Origin of the sequence: Ruegeria arenilitoris (assembly GCF_013035315.1) — a bacterium.
Lineage (GTDB): Bacteria > Pseudomonadota > Alphaproteobacteria > Rhodobacterales > Rhodobacteraceae > Ruegeria > Ruegeria arenilitoris_D.
Window position 1 is genome coordinate 62,910 of the sequence record NZ_WQHP01000011.1, and the last position, 18,713, is coordinate 81,622.

General features: G+C 59.0%; 25 protein-coding genes. 19 read left to right on the plus strand and 6 right to left on the minus strand.

All coding sequences use genetic code 11. The features are described 5' to 3' along the window. Positions 1-49: 49 nt before the first annotated feature. On the plus strand, positions 50-631 hold the full coding sequence (locus GOV53_RS19150; protein WP_170428903.1) for an FMN-dependent NADH-azoreductase: 582 nt from the start codon (positions 50-52) through the stop codon (positions 629-631). Between the two features lie 73 nt (positions 632-704). After that, complete coding sequence (locus GOV53_RS19155) at positions 705-1,445, plus strand: aspartate/glutamate racemase family protein (protein ID WP_170469502.1); 741 nt, start codon at positions 705-707, stop codon at positions 1,443-1,445. On the opposite strand, the gene GOV53_RS19160 is transcribed toward GOV53_RS19155, so the two are convergent. Next, on the minus strand, positions 1,446-1,976 hold the full coding sequence (locus tag GOV53_RS19160) for a prolyl-tRNA synthetase associated domain-containing protein (RefSeq protein WP_170469505.1): 531 nt from the start codon (positions 1,974-1,976) through the stop codon (positions 1,446-1,448). Positions 1,977-2,064: 88 nt separating this feature from the next. On the opposite strand from GOV53_RS19160, the gene GOV53_RS19165 reads away from it, so the two are divergent. From GOV53_RS19165 to trmD, 11 genes are all read left to right on the plus strand, one after another. Further along, complete coding sequence (locus tag GOV53_RS19165; RefSeq protein WP_170469509.1) at positions 2,065-2,583, plus strand: hypothetical protein; 519 nt, start codon at positions 2,065-2,067, stop codon at positions 2,581-2,583. Between the two features lie 162 nt (positions 2,584-2,745). Then, the gene (gene ffh / locus GOV53_RS19170) at positions 2,746-4,251 is read left to right on the plus strand and encodes a signal recognition particle protein (protein ID WP_170428916.1); all 1,506 of its coding nucleotides are present in this window, start codon (positions 2,746-2,748) and stop codon (positions 4,249-4,251) included. A gap of 57 nt (positions 4,252-4,308) precedes the next feature. Continuing rightward, a complete protein-coding gene (locus GOV53_RS19175) occupies positions 4,309-4,899 on the plus strand; it encodes a GNAT family N-acetyltransferase (RefSeq protein ID WP_170469512.1) in 591 nt (196 codons plus the stop codon). Then, positions 4,896-5,447 (plus strand): GNAT family N-acetyltransferase, encoded by a 552-nt coding sequence (locus GOV53_RS19180; protein WP_170469515.1) that lies wholly within the window; start codon positions 4,896-4,898, stop codon positions 5,445-5,447. The genes GOV53_RS19175 and GOV53_RS19180 overlap by 4 nt, the downstream gene beginning before the upstream one ends. Then, complete coding sequence (locus tag GOV53_RS19185) at positions 5,444-5,740, plus strand: chorismate mutase (protein WP_170428925.1); 297 nt, start codon at positions 5,444-5,446, stop codon at positions 5,738-5,740. The genes GOV53_RS19180 and GOV53_RS19185 overlap by 4 nt, the downstream gene beginning before the upstream one ends. A 42-nt stretch (positions 5,741-5,782) precedes the next feature. Then, positions 5,783-6,172: a 30S ribosomal protein S16 gene (gene rpsP / locus GOV53_RS19190; RefSeq protein ID WP_170469518.1), complete on the plus strand. Its 390-nt coding sequence runs from the start codon at positions 5,783-5,785 to the stop codon at positions 6,170-6,172. A gap of 12 nt (positions 6,173-6,184) precedes the next feature. Beyond that, on the plus strand, positions 6,185-6,820 hold the full coding sequence (bluB, locus tag GOV53_RS19195) for a 5,6-dimethylbenzimidazole synthase (protein ID WP_170428931.1): 636 nt from the start codon (positions 6,185-6,187) through the stop codon (positions 6,818-6,820). A gap of 6 nt (positions 6,821-6,826) precedes the next feature. After that, complete coding sequence (locus GOV53_RS19200; protein WP_170428934.1) at positions 6,827-6,976, plus strand: hypothetical protein; 150 nt, start codon at positions 6,827-6,829, stop codon at positions 6,974-6,976. Continuing rightward, on the plus strand, positions 6,969-7,472 hold the full coding sequence (rimM, locus tag GOV53_RS19205; RefSeq protein WP_170469521.1) for a ribosome maturation factor RimM: 504 nt from the start codon (positions 6,969-6,971) through the stop codon (positions 7,470-7,472). Before GOV53_RS19200 ends, rimM begins: the two co-directional genes overlap by 8 nt. Further along, positions 7,472-8,287: a hypothetical protein gene (locus GOV53_RS19210; RefSeq protein ID WP_170469523.1), complete on the plus strand. Its 816-nt coding sequence runs from the start codon at positions 7,472-7,474 to the stop codon at positions 8,285-8,287. The genes rimM and GOV53_RS19210 overlap by 1 nt, the downstream gene beginning before the upstream one ends. Continuing rightward, entirely contained in the window at positions 8,284-9,087 is an 804-nt protein-coding gene (gene trmD, locus GOV53_RS19215) for a tRNA (guanosine(37)-N1)-methyltransferase TrmD (protein ID WP_170469526.1), read from the plus strand. The genes GOV53_RS19210 and trmD overlap by 4 nt, the downstream gene beginning before the upstream one ends. Here the strand turns inward: trmD and GOV53_RS19220 are convergent. Further along, positions 9,084-9,884 carry a glycoside hydrolase family 25 protein gene (locus GOV53_RS19220; protein WP_170469528.1) on the minus strand — a complete coding sequence of 267 codons (801 nt, stop codon included), beginning with the start codon at positions 9,882-9,884 and terminating at the stop codon, positions 9,084-9,086. The genes trmD and GOV53_RS19220 overlap by 4 nt on opposite strands. Before the next feature lie 380 nt (positions 9,885-10,264). Between GOV53_RS19220 and rplS the strand changes: the two genes are divergently transcribed. From rplS to GOV53_RS19235, 3 genes are all read left to right on the plus strand, one after another. Next, positions 10,265-10,648 carry a 50S ribosomal protein L19 gene (rplS, locus tag GOV53_RS19225; RefSeq protein WP_170328369.1) on the plus strand — a complete coding sequence of 128 codons (384 nt, stop codon included), beginning with the start codon at positions 10,265-10,267 and terminating at the stop codon, positions 10,646-10,648. An 11-nt stretch (positions 10,649-10,659) separates the two neighbouring features. Further along, positions 10,660-10,881, plus strand: coding sequence for a 50S ribosomal protein L31 (gene rpmE / locus GOV53_RS19230; protein WP_170428949.1), 222 nt, complete (start codon positions 10,660-10,662; stop codon positions 10,879-10,881). Between the two features lie 179 nt (positions 10,882-11,060). Beyond that, entirely contained in the window at positions 11,061-11,288 is a 228-nt protein-coding gene (locus GOV53_RS19235; RefSeq protein ID WP_170469530.1) for a hypothetical protein, read from the plus strand. Positions 11,289-11,294: 6 nt separating this feature from the next. Here GOV53_RS19235 and GOV53_RS19240 read toward each other — a convergent pair whose 3' ends face one another. Both GOV53_RS19240 and GOV53_RS19245 read right to left on the minus strand, forming a co-directional pair. Beyond that, positions 11,295-12,893, minus strand: a complete 1,599-nt coding sequence (locus GOV53_RS19240) for an MFS transporter (protein ID WP_170469533.1) — start codon at positions 12,891-12,893, stop codon at positions 11,295-11,297. Positions 12,894-12,973: 80 nt separating this feature from the next. After that, a complete protein-coding gene (locus tag GOV53_RS19245; RefSeq protein WP_170469536.1) occupies positions 12,974-13,861 on the minus strand; it encodes an AEC family transporter in 888 nt (295 codons plus the stop codon). A 217-nt stretch (positions 13,862-14,078) separates the two neighbouring features. On the opposite strand from GOV53_RS19245, the gene GOV53_RS19250 reads away from it, so the two are divergent. After that, positions 14,079-14,888, plus strand: a complete 810-nt coding sequence (locus tag GOV53_RS19250; protein ID WP_170469538.1) for a division plane positioning ATPase MipZ — start codon at positions 14,079-14,081, stop codon at positions 14,886-14,888. Positions 14,889-14,909: 21 nt separating this feature from the next. Here the strand turns inward: GOV53_RS19250 and GOV53_RS19255 are convergent, their stop codons facing one another. Next, positions 14,910-16,148, minus strand: coding sequence for an adenylate/guanylate cyclase domain-containing protein (locus GOV53_RS19255; protein ID WP_170469541.1), 1,239 nt, complete (start codon positions 16,146-16,148; stop codon positions 14,910-14,912). Between the two features lie 60 nt (positions 16,149-16,208). Continuing rightward, complete coding sequence (locus GOV53_RS19260) at positions 16,209-16,661, minus strand: MarR family winged helix-turn-helix transcriptional regulator (RefSeq protein ID WP_170469544.1); 453 nt, start codon at positions 16,659-16,661, stop codon at positions 16,209-16,211. A gap of 57 nt (positions 16,662-16,718) precedes the next feature. Between GOV53_RS19260 and hmgA the strand changes: the two genes are divergently transcribed. Further along, positions 16,719-18,074, plus strand: a complete 1,356-nt coding sequence (hmgA, locus tag GOV53_RS19265) for a homogentisate 1,2-dioxygenase (protein ID WP_170469546.1) — start codon at positions 16,719-16,721, stop codon at positions 18,072-18,074. 7 nt (positions 18,075-18,081) lie between these two features. Next, positions 18,082-18,705, plus strand: coding sequence for a LysE family translocator (locus tag GOV53_RS19270; protein WP_170469549.1), 624 nt, complete (start codon positions 18,082-18,084; stop codon positions 18,703-18,705). The last annotated feature ends 8 nt before the right edge of the window (positions 18,706-18,713 follow it).

Genomic DNA, 18,713 nt, shown 5'->3' on the forward strand with positions numbered 1-18,713 from the left:
TCATATTGGTTCCAGAAACAGAATCCCTGCAAAAATAGGAACCGCTGACATGACCAAGACCATCCTGCATATCGACGCTTCGGCCCGCCGCACCGGATCGGCCACTCGTGACCTGTCCAACCAGATTGTCGGGCATTTGGGCGCAGAGCGCATCATCCGTCGCGATCTGGCGAGCCCCCTGCCGCTGCTGACCGAAGACTGGATCAACGCCAACTTCACCCCTGCAGATCAGCGGGATGAGGTCCAGCGCGACCTGCTGGCCCTGTCCGATGAGCTGGTGGGCGAACTGCAAAAGGCGGATACGCTGGTGATCGGGTTGCCGATCTACAACTTTTCGGTGCCTGCCGCCTTCAAAGCCTGGATTGACCTCGTTGCCCGCGCCGGCCTGACCTTTGCCTATTCGGAAAACGGCCCCAAAGGTTTGCTGGAAGGCAAACGCGCAATCCTCGCCATCGCATCAGGTGGCACCGAAGTCGGGTCCGAAATCGACTTTGCCACCAACTATGCCAAGCATGTGTTGGGTTTCATCGGCATCCACAATGTAGACGTAGTGGCTGCTGACCGAATGGCGCTGGATGCAGAGGCCGCGCTGGCCAACGCGCAAAAGGCGGTATTGGAACTGGCCGCCTGATCCGGCTCTGGCCTTTACCTTTTGAAACGTCCAGTCTGCATCCGAACCGAACTTGGCAGACTGGGCGTGTACTATGAAGAAAATCGGTATTCTGGGCGGCGTAGGCTGGGCCTCCACCGTGGACTACTACCGGGCCATTGCGGAAGGAGCCAGCCGACACTTCGCCGAGCGCGGTCACAGCTCGCCCTTACCTATCCCACCCATGACAATCGAATCCGTGACGCAGGCCAAGACACGGGCTTTGCGTGGCACCGCCGGGGACGAGGCGAGTTGGGCCGGGTTTGACGCGGTCTTCCGTCAGGCGCTGCTGACGCTGGAAAACGCCGGTTGCGACTTTGGCATCATCGCCTCCAACACCCCGCACGCGCGCCTGCACGCAATCCGGCAGGGCGTCACCATGCCCATTCTCAACATTTTCGATGCCACTGCTGAGGCGACCGCATCCACGGGTGCCTCGACAGCGCTGGTTTTGGGAACGACCGTGACCATGCAGGCCACCAACTATGCTGATCGCTTGGCCACTGATGGAATTGCCGCAAGTGACCGCCTTCCTGAAGCTGAAATCGCCGAAATGCAGGCCATGATCGATAGCGATTTCTATGGTGGAGCCTCAGACAATGCGCGAAAAAGGCTGCTGGCTTTTTGTGACAAGCACGCCAGCCCCGGGACAGCAATTCTGTTGGCCTGCACTGAACTTCCGCTGGCCTTCCCCGATCATCTGGACGACCCCGTGTTCGAAGCGAACGGCCACCTGTTCGTCAATCCCTCCGCCGCCCATGTTTCGGCCGCACTGAAAGAAGCGTTGCAGGAATAATCACGGAAGCCAGGTGACCTCGCACCCGATCCGGTCAAAGAAGGCCATCAGATCGTCGCGAGCGACAGCGACGGTTCGGTCGTTGACCAGCGGGTGCATATAGATGACGTCCGTCGTCTGAGCAGAAGCGTCCATGAAGAACCGCACGTTGTTCTGCACGCCGTTGATCATCGCCAAAGGGCTGACCGCACCGGGACGAATGCCCAGGTTCTGCAACAACCGGTCTGCGGACCCGAAGGACAGATTGCCTACGCCCAGCTCGGCCCCTAACGCCTTGAGGTCGATCTCGCGGCTTTGTTCCAGCGTCACAAGATAGTTTCGCTTTTTCTTGTCGCGCAGATACAGGTTCTTCAGCCGCAGGGCATTTTCGCCGGGCACCATGAACTGATCTTCAACCGCCTTTGACTCCTCCACCGTACGCAATGGAATGTGAGTATGCAGCCGATAGGACAGCCCCCAATCGTCCAGCTGCGCCAACAGCGCGTCAGAGCTGAGCGGCAGCGTGTCCTGAAAGGCGGATGATGCGTCCATGGGAACCTCCTGTATTGCCGCGCTCATCGCGCAATGTTCGGGCAATTTCAAGCCGGACAGACCCGGAATTCAGTGCTAGCGTGCCGCCATGAAAGTCACGCGCAACACCCCGGACCAGTTGATCCTGTCCAACACGCCCTGGTTTATCGGCATCTCCCTGGTCTTCTTCATCCTGTGTTTTGTTGGCGCTGGTCTTTTCATGGCCAGCGAAGGCGGCGAAGGCATTCTGTTCGGCCTTTTCTTTGCCGTGTTCGGCGGCGGTATGGGGATCGGCGCTTTTTGCGCCTTTGTGCGGCGCGTTCAGGTCATATTGGATCGACCCGGCAACAGCATTCTGATCCGCCGCCAATCCGTCTTTGGCTATGACACAGTAGAACATCTGCTTTCAAACCTGTCCCATGCCGAGGTTGAGACCACCACCTCGCGCCGCGACAGGACCACCTCCAAGATGCACCGTCCCGTTCTGATCCTGGAAAAGGGCATGAGTACAGGCCGCCACCCGATTGTCGAAGCCTATGTCAGCGGACGCGGGGCGCAACGGCTGGTGGATGCTGTCAATGAGTGGCTTCCGGCCCGAGCGGTTGACTCTGACAGCCAATCGGCCTAAAGCCCCGTTCAAACATCCGGAAGCGTATGATCTTCCGGTCCCTTGAGTCGTTCAGGGATCGCCCCCCACCAGCGAGTTTCGCCCGTGGGGGCGTTTGTGCATTTGACCGGCGCATCCTATCTAGGAGACGCCACCAGATAACCGGCTAAGGAGGCCGAAGGCATGTTTGAAAATCTATCCGAACGCCTCTCTGGCGTCTTTGATCGGCTGACCAAACAGGGTGCTCTGTCCGAAGAAGACGTCAAAACCGCCCTGCGAGAGGTTCGGGTTGCGCTGCTTGAGGCTGACGTCTCGCTGCCGGTTGCCCGCGAATTCGTTAAGAAGGTGCAGGATCAGGCCACCGGTCAGGCCGTGACCAAATCGGTCACGCCCGGTCAGCAGGTCGTCAAGATCGTGCATGACGCACTGGTCGACGTGCTACGCGGTGAAGAAGACCCCGGTGCACTGAAGATCGACAACCCACCTGCCCCGATCCTGATGGTTGGTCTACAGGGCTCGGGCAAGACGACGACCACCGGTAAGCTCGCCAAACGTCTGAAAGAGAAAGAGGGCAAAAAGGTCCTGATGGCCTCGCTCGACGTCTATCGCCCGGCGGCGATGGATCAGCTGGCCGTTCTGGGTACTCAGGTCGGCGTCGACACCCTGCCGATCGTGCCCGGTCAGAAACCCGTCGATATCGCCAAGCGTGCCAAGCAACAAGCGACGCTGGGCGGATATGACGTCTACATGCTCGACACCGCGGGCCGTCTGCACATCGACGAAGTCCTGATGGACGAGGTTGAGCAGGTCCGCAACGCGGTCGATCCGCGCGAGACCCTTCTGGTTGTCGACGGCCTGACCGGTCAGGTCGCCGTTGAAGTGGCCGAAGAGTTCGACGCCAAAGTCGGCATCTCGGGCGTGGTCCTGACCCGGATGGACGGCGACGGCCGCGGCGGTGCGGCGCTGTCGATGCGCGCGGTCACCGGCAAGCCGATCCGCTTTGTCGGTCTGGGCGAGAAGATGGACGCGCTTGAGACCTTCGAGCCGGACCGGATTGCGGGACGTATTCTGGGCATGGGCGACATCGTTGCCCTGGTTGAAAAAGCCCAGGAAACGATGGAGATGGAACAGACCGAGCGCATGATGAAGCGCATGGTCAAAGGTCAGTTCAACATGAACGACCTGAAAATGCAGCTGGAGCAGATGATCCAGATGGGCGGCATGCAGGGCATGATGGGCATGATGCCGGGCATGGGCAAGATGGCCAAGCAGATGGATCAGGCCGGTCTGGACGACAAGATCCTGCGCCAGCAGATCGCTATGATCCAGTCGATGACCAAACGCGAACGCGCCAACCCGCAGCTGCTGCAGGCCAGCCGTAAGAAACGGATTGCGGCAGGTTCGGGGATGGAGGTCAGCGACCTCAACAAGCTGCTCAAGATGCACCGGCAGATGTCGGACATGATGAAGAAGATGGGCAAGATGGGCAAAGGCAAGATGCTGAAACAGGCCATGAAAGGCATGTTTGGCAAAGGCGGCCCCTCGCCCGAGGAAATGGCGGCAGGCATGGACCCCAAGGCGCTGGAACAGGCGGCAAAGGCGATGGGCGGCAAGATGCCCGGCATGCCCGGTATGGGCGGCGGCATGGCTTTGCCTCCGGGCCTCAGCGGGTTTGGCAAGAAGAAGTAACGTGGCTTTCGTCCCCTGCATATCCCTGCGCGCATGCGCCAAACCGGAGGTTCTGCAATGACCTTCCGGTTCGAAGCTGCGCCGAATGCTCAGGGGGCGGAACTGGCCGCTCGGGTGGCAAGTGCCGTCCCGACGCTGGAAACCGAGCGTCTCGTTCTGCGCGCGCCGCAATTGTCGGATTTCGACACCTATGCCCGGATCGTTGCCAGCCCGCGCGCGCGGTATCTGACGGTTATGACGCGCGAGGATGCGTGGTATGATTTCGCACAGATGGTCGCCATCTGGTCGCTGCGCGGCCACGGCATGTGGTCGGTCTGCGCCAAGGGCAATGCACAGTTGCTGGGTTTTGTCGTTCTCGGGTTCGAGCCCGAAGACCCTGAGCCAGAACTCGGCTTCATTTTCACCGAAGCCGGTGAAGGACATGGCTACGCGTTTGAAGCCGCCTCTGCCGCGCGGGATTTTGCATTCGACCAACTCGGTTGGGATACGCTGGCCAGTTTTGTTGTCAAAGGCAACGAACGCTCTGCGCGGTTGGCGGAACGGCTTGGCGCTTTTGTTGAACGTGAAATTGTAGAAGAGGACGGCGTTACTCTGGTCTATCGCCACCTCTCAGCCGACGGCGACGGCGGGATGGAGGCATACGCATGACCTCGTACACCATTCCTACCGTTGAAACCGAAAACCTGATCCTGCGCGCTCCGCATGAAGACGACCTGCCTGCGATGACGGCTTTCTTTGCGTCCGAGCGCAGCCAAATGGTCGGCGGCCCAAAAACCCCGCTCGAAGCTTGGCGGTCTCTGCTGGGCCGGTTCGGGCATTGGGCCATCATGGGCTATGGCGGGTGGCACGTCGTCGAAAAGGCCAGCGGAGCTTTCGCAGGCTGGACGGGGATCATTAACGCGCCGGGCTGGGACGAACCCGAATTGGGATGGGTTGTGTTCGAAGGGTTTGAAGGCAAAGGCATCGCCTTCGAAGCGGCAACCGCCGCCCGCGCCTATGCCGCCCGGCATCAGGGTATCAATGCCCCGATCTCATACATCGCCCACAACAACGACCGCTCGCGCGCGCTGGCCGAACGGCTTGGTGCAACCTATGAGCGCGAAGGCGAAGTCGTGGGCACAAGCTGTCAGGTCTGGCGGCATCCGAAACTTGAACTCACTGATCCTGCTTTGACCACCGAAAGGACCGGCCAATGAACAACCCCGTCACACGGGCTGCGACGTTGCTGAAAGAGCATCGTGAAAGCATCGACCGGCTGGACGCGATCCTCGTCTATACCCTGGGCGAACGGTTCAAGCACACACAGGCCGTTGGCAAGCTCAAGGCCGAACACGACCTTCCCCCGTCCGATCCCTCGCGCGAGGCAGCGCAGATCGCACGGCTTGAAGACCTGGCGGAAAAGGCCGATCTGGACCCCGATTTCGCCAAGGCTTTCCTGAATTTCATCATTCAGGAAGTCATCCGACACCACAAGAAACACCAGAACTAAACCGGTGAACTACCGGATACGCCATTCAAAGGAGATACCACCATGGCAATGAAAATTCGTCTCGCCCGCGGCGGCTCGAAAAAGCGTCCCTTCTACCGCATCGTGGCTGCTGACAGCCGCATGCCGCGCGACGGCCGTTTCATCGAGAAACTGGGCACCTACAACCCGCTGCTGCCGAAAGACAGCGAAGAGCGCGTGAAAATGAACATGGAACGCGTTCAGTACTGGCTGGACCAGGGCGCTCAGCCCACCGACCGTATCGCACGCATGCTGGAAGCAGCAGGCACCCGCGAAAAAGCCGAGCGCAACAACCCCAACAAGGGTACCCCGGGCAAGAAAGCTCAGGAACGCGCTGAAGAGAAAGCTGCAAAAGTTGCTGAAGCGGCCGAAGCTGCAGCTGCACCGGCTGAAGAAGCTGCGGCAGAAGAATAAGCAGGCGGTCGCGTGCAGGATCAGACTTTCACCGACGATTTTCGCACGCAGTTCGAACTGCTGATGCGGCTCCGGCGCGATGTGCGCCGGTTCCGAACAGACCCAGTGGACGAGGCGGTGCTGATGCGCTGCCTCGACACGTTTCGACTGGCCCCCTCTGTGGGGCTCAGCGAACCCTGGCGCGTTGTTCGCGTCGAAAGCGAAGCGGCACGCGCTGCGGCGCTGAAGAATTTCCAAAACGCCAATGAACAGGCCCTGGCAGGCTATTCCGGCGACAAGGCGCTGAAATACAGCCGCCTGAAACTGTCCGGCATGCAGGAAGCGCCCGTCCAACTGGCTGTGTTCTCGGACGAGAGCACAAACAAAGGCCTTGGCCTGGGTGCGGGCACGATGCCTGAAATGCGTCGCTATTCGGTCGTCGCCGCGATCACCTTGTTCTGGCTGGCCCTGAGGGCCGAAGGGCTTGGCCTGGGTTGGGTTTCGATCCTGGATCCCGAACAGATGAAACGCGACTTGGATGTACCGGACGATTGGTCTCTAGTCGGTTACTACTGCGTGGGCTGGCCCGAAGAGATGTCGGAACGACCCGAGCTTGAGCGCGCAGGCTGGGAAAAGCGCAACGCGCGTTTGCATCTGGAAACACGATAAAATCAGATGTTTGGACTGATACGGCTTCCCATCCTTTTGCTGATCGCATTTATTGTCGGAGTATTTTTCGAACGCTCGAACCAGCGCGAGGCGTGCGCCGCGCGCGGCGATTGGCAGGACGGGCTATGTGTGACGACGGAAGGGCCAAATGACTGATCTGATCTGCGTGGGCACCCTTGCCGGGTCATACGGCGTGCGTGGGGAAGTGCGGTTAAAAAGCTATTGCGCCATCCCCGAAGACATCGAAGCCTATTCGCCGCTGACTGATGAGCACGGCAAGGAGCGCTATCCGCTGGTCCTGACCAAGGCGATCAAGAACGGTTTTGCCGCCCGTCTGGGCGGTGTTGAGACCAAGGAACAGGCCGACGAGTTGAAGGGCCTGCGCCTGTTTGCCCGGCGTGACCAGCTGCCATCTTTGCCGGATGATGAATTCTACCACACCGATCTGATCGGACTTGAGGTTTACGACACAGGCGGCGCATTGCTGGGCCGGGTTAAGTCGGTGCAGAACCACGGCGCCACGGACCTGCTGGAACTGCATGGACCGGGTTTGAAAGCCACCGTATTGCTGCCCTTTACGCTGGAGGCTGTTCCAACGGTCGACCTGGACAAAGGCCGCATTATCGCGGACCCGCCCGAAGGGCTCATCTGATGCGGCGCGTTCTGCTGCATTTGGGATTTCACAAGACCGGGACCACTGCGGCACAGTCGTTTCTATATGAAAACCGCGAGCTGATCTGGCCGCATTTTGCCCTGATGTTGCCCTACAAGACGCGCAAGCTTGGCTTGTCGAATGCCGCTACACGGCACTCCATCTACGGCACGCTTGGCACGCTGTCCGATTTCAGCACGCAACTGCGGGATTATCTGGCCACGCGAAATTTTGGCACGCGGCGCGGTCTGATCCTGAGCGAAGAGAATTTCAGTGGCCTGCGTCCCAGCCGAAACATCGACCAGGGCTATGCAGCAGCGCCGGATCTGGCCGCCTGTGTCGTTGACGCCATTCGGGACCGGTTCGCAGGTCAGGAGGTCGACATCACGATCTACCTGTCCCTGCGCCAGCGCGGTTCCTGGCTGCGCAGCCTTTGGGCGCATGACCTTGAAAGAACGCGCGAGGTCCAGGATTTTGAGGCGTTCCGCGCGAACATGGATCACCTGCCTTCGCTTGAGGACACCGTTGAAGACATCCGCAAAAAGCTGCCCTCGGTCAGTGTCACCGAAGACTGGCTGGAAGAGATGCAGTTGCGCCGCTTTGGCTCTGGCACGCCCTTTGCCGACTTCCTGAATTTGCCACGGGAAAAAGCCGGGCAGCTGGTGCCGCCCGCCAAGATCAACACGCGCCTGCCCGAAGAAGTGCTGGCCGAGTTGCTGAATCTGAACCGATCCCGACTGGACGAGGCCGCTCTGACCCGGCAAAAGGCCGGCATAATTGAACAGGCAAAAAACGCGATGGTCAGCACGACATGACAGACAAGCCAGGTAAATCCCACGGACGCAAAGCAATCCGGCCCACGCTCAAGCCGCGCGAATTGCTGACCCCGACCCCAGATTTGCACGGGGTCTGGAAGGCCAAGATCATCACCCTGTTTCCCTCGGCCTTTCCCGGGGTTCTGGGCGAAAGCCTGACCGGTAAAGCCTTGCAAGAGGGCCTGTGGCAGCTGGAAACCGTGGACCTGCGCCAGTTCGGCGTGGGCAAGCATCGCAATGTCGACGATACGCCTGCAGGCGGCGGCGCAGGCATGGTGCTGCGCGCCGATGTGTTGGGCGAAGCCATCGAACACACAATGGCCGGCATTCAGGGTAATTGGCCGCTGATCTACCTAAGCCCGCGCGGTCGACGGATGGACCAACGCATGATGCAGAACCTCGCGCGCTGCGATGGGATGACGCTGCTCTGCGGCCGCTTCGAAGGTGTCGACGAGCGTGTGCTGGAGCATTATGGCGTTCAGGAAGTCAGCTTGGGCGACTTTGTAATGACCGGCGGCGAAATCGCGGCGCAGGCCCTGATCGACGCGACCGTAAGGTTGATCCCCGGCGTCCTGGGCAACCAGACCTCGGCGGAAGAAGAGAGCTTTTCGTCGGGCCTGTTGGAACACCCGCAGTACACTCGACCAGCGGAATGGAAAGGCCGCCCGATCCCAGATATCCTGATGTCCGGCCACCATGGCCGTATAGCCGACTGGCGCCATCAAATGTCCGAGCAGATCACCCGTGAACGGCGTCCGGACCTTTGGGACAGCTACCGGAAAAAAACCGACAGCGACTAACCCCCCGCCTTCCAACGTGCCCAAATCTCGGGCGGGCCGTTAAACGTGTTGATGTCCACTTTGCCCTGAACGCCCGGTACCAGGCCGGTGCCCGTGTATTGCCAGAATCGCCAAACAGCCTTCGGGTAGACATTGCGAGGGTGCCCGGCGACCGAGCGCAGCCAGAACTCTGTCTTGGGTAGGCGGCCGATATCAGTGTCACCGTAGAAATCCACGGTCGTGTAGACTATTGGACGGCGGCCATAATGACGCTCAAGAATGTTCAGGAAACGCTGAGCCTCGGCGCGAACCGTCGCGCCATCAGGTCGTATGGTGCATGTCTTGGAATGCGGCGTCCACTCCATGTCCAGCACGTGCGGCAGGTCCGCGCCTTTCGGCACGTTCTCGATGAACCATTTGGCCTGTTCATGTGCTGGGCGACAGAAATAGTAGTAGTGATAAGCACCCCAGGGCACTCCCGCTGCCTGCGCGCCGGTGCGGTGGTCATCGAACATCGGGTCGGCGACATCCCCGCCTTCGGTTGCTTTGATAAAGACGAAGCTGACCCCAGACGCCTTGGCCCTGCGCCAGTCGATCGGCCCCTGCCAGCGTGAAACGTCCAGCCCATGCACCGGGTAGTGACCGGGATGCCTCCCCTCCCACGGATGCGGGTCCGCATCGCCGAACTTGGGGAAGATAACTGAGGGCGACGTAGTGCTGAGGAATGCCTTCGCCTCAACCTGCTGTGGTGGAGGGCTGCTTCGACCGCAAGACAGGGTCGCAAAGGCCATAACAGCCAGCATCAAAGCTGTACGCATGGTAAGGTCCTGTTCTAAATCTCTGCTCTTGTAATTCCCTCCAGAATGCCTGATCCGCGCCACAAGGCAACGGTGTTGTCCTTGGGTGGCGAAATCCCACCGTCGAAACCCTGAATTTTATGGCGATTCAGGCTTGATCCCTGCGCACAAAGCCCGTAAAGCAGCGCAATCCGGTGCCGCGACATGCGACTCCGGTGTTTTGGTTTGAAATATGTCGTGACGCCCGGCTTTCTTCGGCCCCGGCGCGGCAGTGCAGACCAGACATAAGGAACATTCGATCTGACCTCTGGCGGGCTGTACGCAGGACCCGGTGAAGACCAAGAGCTCTCAGCCCGTGCTTAACTTCGTGGACCAACCACGAGCAGATAGGAGTAACTGCGATGGACCTGATCGCACAGCTTGAGGCGGAACAGATTGCCGCCCTGGGGAAAGACATCCCCGATTTCAAAGCCGGTGACACCATCCGTGTCGGCTTTAAAGTGACCGAAGGGTCGCGTACCCGTGTGCAGAACTACGAAGGCGTCTGCATCGCGCGCAAAGGTGGCAGCGGCATCGCCGGTTCGTTCACCGTCCGCAAGATTTCGTTTGGCGAAGGCGTGGAGCGTGTGTTCCCGCTGCATTCGACCAACATCGACAGCATCACTGTTGTCCGCCGTGGCCGCGTTCGTCGCGCCAAACTGTACTACCTGCGCTCGCGTCGTGGTAAATCCGCGCGTATCGCAGAGGTTACCAACTACAAGCCCAAGGCCGGCGCCGAGGCGTAAGGAGCGGAAAGATGAAAAAAGACATCCATCCCGATTATCACGTCATCAACGTCAAAATGACCGATGGCACCGTAGTTCAGATGAAATCCACCTGGGGCGCCGAGGGCGACCAGCTGGCTCTGGAAATCGACCCCTCCTCGCACCCCGCGTGGACCGGTGGTTCGTCGCGCCTGATGGACGCCGGCGGCCGCGTGTCGAAGTTCAAGAAGAAATACGAAGGTCTGGGCTTCTAAGCCTAACCGGGTTGAATTGCGAAAGGCCGCCCTTGGGGCGGCCTTTTACGTTTTTGGACCGTCGACACCAACAGCGAACCTGCGAAATTTGGCCCGGCGTCAGGGATGATTTCGAGTGACGGCGAAAGATGCTAAACTGAGCAGCGAATGTCCAACTCAGCCGTCGGAGGCCCCGGAACATGCCCCAGTACAATGACATGATCGAGCTGTCGGTCGAGGATATGGACCTGATCGAAACAGCGCTGCGGGGGTCGGTTGCAAACCTGTCGCAAGCCGCGCTGCAAGAAGGCGATGCCGGCAAGGCCGAACGCGAGGACACACTGCGGCGAATTCACGATCTTTTGGGCAAGCTTCACGATCAAAAGGTCTTCTATCGCCCCAAAGACAAGGTGTACCTGGGAGGCTAACGGCCTTCAGCTTTGCGGCCCGCGTGTCAGGTCGACCGCGCTGTGAACGGGTGGCACTGGCCCCCGTAGCAACATCAGAGCCAGCCCCATACCAGCCAGTGCCGCAATAGCGGCCATCAGCATTGCGCTGTCAAAGGCATTGTCCTGCACGTCACGCAGAGCCTTGGCCAGGGTGTTGCTGGTCTCAGGGTCCATAGCGGCGATCAATTGCTGAATCTGGCTGGGCGTTCCGTGGGTCAGTGCGTGGGCCAAATCCTCACGCTGGGTTGAGCCTGCGGGCAGAGCCGCGATCACCTCGGACAGCCCCCGGCGGGTGGTAATCGACTCGGCCAGCCCACCCACCACGGCACCCAACGTAGCGCCAAAATAGAGACAAGCGTTGATCACACCGGACCCCTGCCCTACATGCTCTTCCGGCAGCAGGCGCAGGCCCAGACGGGGCAGCAGCGAGAAGCAGATCCCCAACCCGATGCCGACGATCACCAGTTTCCACCAGATTTCGGCATATTGCGTCGTATTCGTTGTTGTCATCAGCAACAGGAACCCACAGGCCATTGCCCCCAGCCCAATCGCGATGGGCCACTGAAAGCTGTAGGGTGCCAGGAAACGTGGCGCAGTGACCGACACGACGAACATGCTGAGGCTAAGCGGCATGATCGCGAGCCCTGCGCCGATTGGCGAATACCCAAAGGCATCCGGTGATTGGACGAAAGTATTGAAATAGACAAAGAAGCAAAACAGCGTGAAGCCGGTGAAGAACATGCCAGCGCCCGCCATGAAATAGCGCGGGTGCTTGAAGTAGCGCAGCTCGATCAATGGATCGTCGCTGCGCCGGGAGACGATGACAAGGATGATCGTTGCCATCGCAGCAACGGCCAGCGGCACCAGGGTCAGAGGAGTCGCCCATCCGCTACTTTCACCGTTGCTAAGGGCAAAGGACAACGGCCCCAGAAAAAACAGCACGGCAAAGGCCCCCGGATAGTCGAACTTTGCTCCGGCCAGGCGTGTGTCCGGCACATAGCCCCGTTTGCTGACGGTCAGACCGATAACAAAAGCAGCAACGAGCAGAACAAGGTCTGTCGCAAAGACGGCCCGCCAGCTGATGTAATGCGCAAAGGCACCTCCGACGATGGGTCCGACCCCGATGGCAAGCCCGACGATTGCACCCCATGCCCCTGTGACGCTTGCGCGTTGTTCCTCGGGCGTGGCTGCGGTCAACAAAGATAGCGACGTCCCGAACAGGGCAGCGGCCCCTGCCCCCTGCGCACCGCGACCGAACAACAGCATCGCGCCGTCTTGCGCAAACAGGACCGAAGTGGAGCCGATGGCAAAGACGATCATGCCGAAGAAAAACACACCCATCTTGCCGGTGATGTCGCCCAGCCGGCTAACAATGGTCACCAACGAAGCGCTGGCCACGGTATAAGACGCCATCACCCATTGCAGGCCGGATGGGGTCAAATCGAACTCGGATTTCAGATTGGGCAGAATGGTCGCCACGGCGGTGGTATTGAAGCCGACCACCATCATGCAGATGGCCGTCATCGCCAATACGACGCGGGCACCGCCTTGGTGAACCGGATCAGCAGACGGCTTTTCGGTCATAACACCACCCTAAAACTGTTGATCTTTAATGCAATTATTCAGCAGTTTAGCGATTTTTTTCGCTGCGCATAGGGTGCGGCTCAGATCCAATAGGACAACGCGAATGGCAGAACGAGGATCGTGGCCAACGTCGATACAAGGATAAAGCCCGCAACATCCGGTCCGTATTCAGGCACATGCTGGTCGATGAACAAATACGTCGCCACCGAAGACGGCATCAGGCAACACAGTATCACCGCGCCACGTTCCGCCCCAGTGAACCCGAACGACCACACCAGCGCACTGGCGATGGTAACTGCCATGACCAGATGAAGAACTGTCAGCAGCACCGCCCGACCAAGGCTTTTGATCTGCAAAGTCGCCAGCGTATGGCCCAGCGTCAGCAGCATCAGCGGGATTGACAAACCGCCCAGGATGTCGAAGGATTTTGCCACTGGTTTCGGCAAGCTATACCCCGTTGCCATCAAGACCAGCGAGATGACCACTGCATAAATGATCGGAGACGTGGCCAGTTTCCGGGGCGAGAACTCACCCGCTGGAATCCACATACCCACCGTAAAGATGCTAATCAGCACCACAACGACAAAACCCATCGTGTAGGCCATGCCCGCGTCGCCCAGCGCAAGCAACGTGATCGGTAAGCCGATATTGCCGACATTCCCGTGCATCAGCGGTGTCAGAAAAGCACGAATAGGCAGGCGCATTGCCTTCAGCACAACAAAACCCAATACGCCGAACCCCGTAATGGCCAATGCCGCAGCCGCCATAACGTCCAAAAAGGTGCTTACCGCAATTTTGGTGGTGGACAGGTGCGAGATGATCAGCGTGGGGTACCCGACGCGCGAGACAATGCCCCCTATAACCTTGTTGTCAAACGGCGCTTTGATAACGGCCAGGGCATAGCCGATCCCGGCACAAATCAGCACCGGCAGAACCACGTTCAAAACGTTCAGAAACAAATGGTCCAACCGGTTCCCCTGTAGCAAAACCCTGATTTGGACAGTGAAACAGGCCGGCAGCTTTGGCAAGCACACGGCCTAACCAACGCACCCGATTGAGTTTTCCAGTTTAGAGCCTGATATTGCCCTGTCATGGCGCTTGGGGTTCTTCCCTTCCCGGCCTCCACAACATATAGTGGTGCGTAACAACGTGTGGTTAAGCACGGCGGGACACGGGAATACAGGCATGGCACATATCATCGTAGTGGGGAACGAGAAGGGCGGCGCAGGCAAATCGACCGTGTCGATGCATGTAGCCACGGCACTGGCGCGTTTGGGTCACAAAGTCAGCACACTGGACCTGGACTTGCGGCAGCGCAGCCTTGGTCGGTACTTCGAAAACCGTATGAACTTCCTGAAGAACTCGGACCTTACCCTGCCCAGTCCGCGCCACCATGACCTGCCCGAGATTGACGCGACCAAGCTGAAGCCGGGCGAGAACATTTATGACCACCGCCTGTCCGCCGCCGTGTCCGAACTGGAAAGTGACAGCGACTTTATCCTGATCGACTGTCCCGGCTCGCACACCCGCCTCAGCCAGGTGGCGCATTCCCTGGCCGATACGCTGATCACGCCACTGAACGACAGCTTCATCGATTTTGACCTGTTGGCGCGCATCGACTCCAAAGGAGAAAAAATCCTGGGGCCGTCGGTCTATTCCGAAATGGTCTGGAACGCGCGGCAGTTGCGCGCGCAGGCCGGGTTAAAACCCATCGACTGGGTCGTGGTCCGCAACCGCGTCGGTACTCAGCGCATGGTCAACAAGGAAAAGATGCAGCGCGCAATCGAAATGCTGTCGCAACGGATCGGTTTCCGCATCGCTTCGGGCTTTTCCGAACGTGTTATCTTTCGCGAACTGTTCCCCCGCGGACTGACCCTGCTGGACCTCAAGGACATCGGTGTCAAACAGCTCAACATCTCGAACATCGCTGCCCGGCAAGAGCTGCGCGACATGATGAAAGAGCTGAACCTGCCCGGCGTCGAAATCGACTTCTGAGGCACCAGCGCCGGATAACTGTCACTCAGCCGGTTGGTACACCGTGAACAGCTCTTTTGGCTCAGCTACTCCGCGCAGCATATAGCGCCCGACCGAGATCAGACTGGCAGACGCGCAGGGCTGCGCAGCCTTCGCAACATCATCCGAGATCAGGATACGCTGCCCCAGCGACCTATGCATTCCGGCTATCCGAGCGGTCTGGTTCACAGTCGGTCCAATAACCGTAAAGTCCAAGCGGCTTTCAGACCCGATATTGCCATACAAAATCTCGCCCGCATGCAGCGCCAATGTGAAATTCGACACTGGCAGGCCCTCGGCCTCGCGCTTGGCATTCAGCTTGGCCATGCCGTCTTGCAGGTCGGCAACTGCGGCCAAAGCCGCACGCGCATCTGCGTCGATCTCTCCAACATCGAACATGGCGATCAACCCGTCCCCCATGAACTTGAGGATGTTACCATCGTTTTGGTGAACAGAATGAACCGCCACAGCTAGGTAATCGTTCAGCATGTCGATCAGCGCATTGCCCGGCAATTCCTCGGACAGGCTGGTGAAGTCCTCAAGGTCAAAATTCAGGATGACCGCATCAATCTGCTGCAAAGAACCGCGCCGGATTTCACCGGACAGAACCCTGCGGCCCGCATCACGGCCCAGATAGACCCGCATCAGGTCTTTCGAAATACGCGCGTCCGAGGCCGCCTTGAGTGCCAGCCCAAGATGGGGCATCGCCGCGTTGATCAATGCCAGATCGTCTTCGTGAAACCCTTCGGGCGCATTTGACGCCCAGGACAACAGCACTCCGTTCACCACTTTGTCCGTCGAGGCAGCACCGATATGGGTCGGGCTGTTGAACGAAACACCGGTCGCATAATACTCGGTCGCACCGTGTTCCCGCAGTTCATTCAGCAGGGGATACTTGCTGGGTTCGTTCTGATCGACCAACCGTTCGTGCACAACGCTGAGCCCTTCGTTTAGGACAGCATACAAGGGGCTTGCGCGCCAGTGGTCGCTGGGCACTTCGGAGTATTCGAACTTCTGATGCTCACCGCCCTTGCCGTGGTACCAGCTGTAGCCAGTTCCGCCATACACCGGATGCAGCGTCGACTGCGCCGCGTGAAACCGCATGAGCGGAACGCCCAAATCCACCAGCCGGTTGCAATACCCGTCCAGCAGTTCTTCTTTTTGTAATCCTTCAAGCCCGCGCGCGACCAGCCAGTTGATAAGGTCGCTTGATTTTTCCGCCACGTTGTCCGAGGTCGTCATAAGGTGTCCCGTTTTTGTTCTGCTGTTCATCTGGGAACGCGGGCAGAGAATTACCAGTGCCTAATCCATATGCGCCAGCCGCCGAAGCATTTTGCGCAACAGGTCCGTTTCCTCTTCAGAAAACAAGCCCGCAAGCTTTGCGTCATAAGCCTGTGCGACCTTGCGTAGATCGCGATATGCCGCCTGACCGGCTGATGTCAATGCCAGCCGCTCGACCCGGCGGTCTGCGTCGTCGCGCGAACGAACCAGAAATCTGCGCTCTTCCAGTTTTGAGACCGAACGGCTTATCTTGGTTTTGTGGATCCGGGCGCGCAGACCAATCTCTTTTGCGGTCATCTCGCCGTAGTTGCCCAAGTGGAACAGCACCCGCCACTCGGTCCGCAGCATCCCATAACGATCCTTATAGACCTGCTGAAACTCCAACGAGCTTTCTTCGGCAGCACGGTTCAGCAAGTAGGGCAGAAAATCTTGCGGATCAAACTCATCTTTTTTGTCGGAAACGTCTTGTGTCATCCTTGTTAGTTACAAAATCAACTATTATCCGACAAGCAGCAAACGGAGGAATACGGAATGAATCGTCAGACCGATCCGCATAAATTGACCCAGGCCAGCACGCCTGTCGGCACTCACGCGGGCTATATGCCCGGATTTGGAAATGATTTTGAGACCGAGGCCCTGCCCGGCGCGTTGCCTCAGGGCATGAACAGCCCGCAGCGCTGCAACTATGGCCTATATGGTGAACAGCTTAGCGGCACGGCCTTTACCGCCAACCCGCCCGAACGCACTTGGTGCTATCGCATCCGCCCTTCGGTAAAGCATTCGCATCGTTACGAAAAAATTGACCTGCCCTATTGGAAATCCGCCCCCTGCGTTGATCCCGACGTAATCAGTTTGGGCCAATACCGCTGGGACGCCGTGCCTCATTCTGATGAGGGACTGACCTGGTTGACCGGTATGCACACGATGACAACGGCTGGCGACGTAAATACACAGGTGGGAATGGCAAGCCATATCTATCTGGTCACCGAGTCGATGGTGGATGATTATTTCTTCTCGGCCGACTCCGAGATGCTGGTGGTGCCGCAGGAAGGCCGTCTGCGGTTTGCGACCGAGTTGGGCATCATTGATCTCGAACCCAAGGAAATCGCCATTATCCCGCGTGGTCTGGTCTACCGGGTCGAAGTTCTTGAAGGTCCCGCCCGCGGTTTCGTCTGCGAAAACTACGGTCAGAAATTTGAACTGCCGGGCCGTGGCCCGATCGGAGCCAATTGCATGGCCAATCCGCGCGATTTCAAAGCGCCGGTGGCAGCGTTCGAGGACCGTGAGGTGCCCTCGAACGTTACCGTCAAATGGTGCGGGCAGTTCCACACGACGAAGATCGACCAAAGCCCGCTGGACGTGGTGGCGTGGCACGGCAACTACGCGCCCTACAAATACGACCTGCGCACCTACTGCCCGGTCGGTGCGATCCTGTTCGACCACCCGGACCCGTCGATCTTTACCGTGCTGACGGCCCCCTCAGGCCAACCGGGCACCGCCAATATTGACTTTGTCCTGTTCCGCGAGCGTTGGATGGTGGCCGAGGATACATTCCGCCCCCCCTGGTATCACAAGAACATCATGTCCGAGCTGATGGGCAACATCTACGGCCAGTATGATGCCAAACCGCAGGGCTTTGTTCCCGGTGGGATGAGCTTGCACAACATGATGCTGCCTCATGGACCCGATCGCGAGGCGTTCGACAAGGCCTCGAATGCGAACCTCGGACCGGACAAGCTGGACAACACCATGTCCTTCATGTTCGAAACCCGGTTTCCGCAGCATCTGACCGCGTTTGCAGCCAACGAAGCGCCTTTGCAGGACGATTACATTGACTGCTGGACGTCTCTTGAGAAAAAGTTCGACGGAACGCCCGGCAAAAAGTGAGGACTAGATGAGCTTTGATATCTGGTTAACCTATGTGGCCACGGTCCTGCTGCTGATGAGCACACCCGGGCCGAGCCAGTTGCTGATGCTGTCCAACTCGGCGACCAACGGGCTGCAGCGCGGGATATTCACGGCTGCCGGAGACCTTACGGCGAACCTGCTGCAAATGCTGGCGGCAGGGCTTGGGTTGGCCGCGATCATCGCAGCATCGGGTACGGCGCTGGCCGTGATCAAGTGGCTGGGCGTAGCCTATCTGGTGTATCTTGGGGTGAAGATGATCGTCAAAGCCGACCGGAAAGAGGCGCACACCGCCCCACTCGCCAGCCGCAAGTCGCTTTGGATGCAGGGTTTCATCACCTCTGCCGCCAATCCCAAGGCGGTGGTATTCTTTGCCGCCCTGTTCCCGTTGTTCATTGATGGCGCGCTGCCGTTCTGGCCGCAATTCGCTATCCTCTCGGTCACCTACCTGACGCTCGACGGGTTGTTCCTGACAGCCTATGGCGGCAGCGCCAGTTGGCTGGCCAAGCGGCTGAAAGGCGCTGCCCGTTTGTGGCTGGACCGCGCTGGCGGCGGGTTCATGATTCTGGCCGCAGTCTTGCTGGGGCTGAAGTCCCTGCGGGATGCCCAATAACTCAAAAG

Bases quoted from the DNA above. Each gene is read 5' to 3' on its own strand.
- ffh (WP_170428916.1), top strand. From the start codon at position 2,746: ATGTTTGAAAATCTATCCGAACGCCTCTCTGGCGTCTTTGATCGGCTG.
- GOV53_RS19150 (WP_170428903.1), top strand. From the start codon at position 50: ATGACCAAGACCATCCTGCATATCGACGCTTCGGCCCGCCGCACCGGA.
- GOV53_RS19250 (WP_170469538.1), top strand. From the start codon at position 14,079: ATGGCACATATCATCGTAGTGGGGAACGAGAAGGGCGGCGCAGGCAAA.
- GOV53_RS19235 (WP_170469530.1), top strand. From the start codon at position 11,061: ATGCCCCAGTACAATGACATGATCGAGCTGTCGGTCGAGGATATGGAC.
- rplS (WP_170328369.1), top strand. From the start codon at position 10,265: ATGGACCTGATCGCACAGCTTGAGGCGGAACAGATTGCCGCCCTGGGG.
- GOV53_RS19180 (WP_170469515.1), top strand. From the start codon at position 4,896: ATGACCTCGTACACCATTCCTACCGTTGAAACCGAAAACCTGATCCTG.
- GOV53_RS19200 (WP_170428934.1), top strand. From the start codon at position 6,827: ATGTTTGGACTGATACGGCTTCCCATCCTTTTGCTGATCGCATTTATT.
- GOV53_RS19255 (WP_170469541.1), bottom strand. From the start codon at position 16,148: ATGACGACCTCGGACAACGTGGCGGAAAAATCAAGCGACCTTATCAAC.
- GOV53_RS19210 (WP_170469523.1), top strand. From the start codon at position 7,472: ATGCGGCGCGTTCTGCTGCATTTGGGATTTCACAAGACCGGGACCACT.
- GOV53_RS19270 (WP_170469549.1), top strand. From the start codon at position 18,082: ATGAGCTTTGATATCTGGTTAACCTATGTGGCCACGGTCCTGCTGCTG.
- GOV53_RS19165 (WP_170469509.1), top strand. From the start codon at position 2,065: ATGAAAGTCACGCGCAACACCCCGGACCAGTTGATCCTGTCCAACACG.
- GOV53_RS19220 (WP_170469528.1), bottom strand. From the start codon at position 9,884: ATGCGTACAGCTTTGATGCTGGCTGTTATGGCCTTTGCGACCCTGTCT.
- rpmE (WP_170428949.1), top strand. From the start codon at position 10,660: ATGAAAAAAGACATCCATCCCGATTATCACGTCATCAACGTCAAAATG.
- rpsP (WP_170469518.1), top strand. From the start codon at position 5,783: ATGGCAATGAAAATTCGTCTCGCCCGCGGCGGCTCGAAAAAGCGTCCC.
- trmD (WP_170469526.1), top strand. From the start codon at position 8,284: ATGACAGACAAGCCAGGTAAATCCCACGGACGCAAAGCAATCCGGCCC.
- GOV53_RS19175 (WP_170469512.1), top strand. From the start codon at position 4,309: ATGACCTTCCGGTTCGAAGCTGCGCCGAATGCTCAGGGGGCGGAACTG.
- hmgA (WP_170469546.1), top strand. From the start codon at position 16,719: ATGAATCGTCAGACCGATCCGCATAAATTGACCCAGGCCAGCACGCCT.
- GOV53_RS19240 (WP_170469533.1), bottom strand. From the start codon at position 12,893: ATGACCGAAAAGCCGTCTGCTGATCCGGTTCACCAAGGCGGTGCCCGC.
- GOV53_RS19155 (WP_170469502.1), top strand. From the start codon at position 705: ATGAAGAAAATCGGTATTCTGGGCGGCGTAGGCTGGGCCTCCACCGTG.
- rimM (WP_170469521.1), top strand. From the start codon at position 6,969: ATGACTGATCTGATCTGCGTGGGCACCCTTGCCGGGTCATACGGCGTG.
- GOV53_RS19185 (WP_170428925.1), top strand. From the start codon at position 5,444: ATGAACAACCCCGTCACACGGGCTGCGACGTTGCTGAAAGAGCATCGT.
- GOV53_RS19260 (WP_170469544.1), bottom strand. From the start codon at position 16,661: ATGACACAAGACGTTTCCGACAAAAAAGATGAGTTTGATCCGCAAGAT.
- GOV53_RS19160 (WP_170469505.1), bottom strand. From the start codon at position 1,976: ATGGACGCATCATCCGCCTTTCAGGACACGCTGCCGCTCAGCTCTGAC.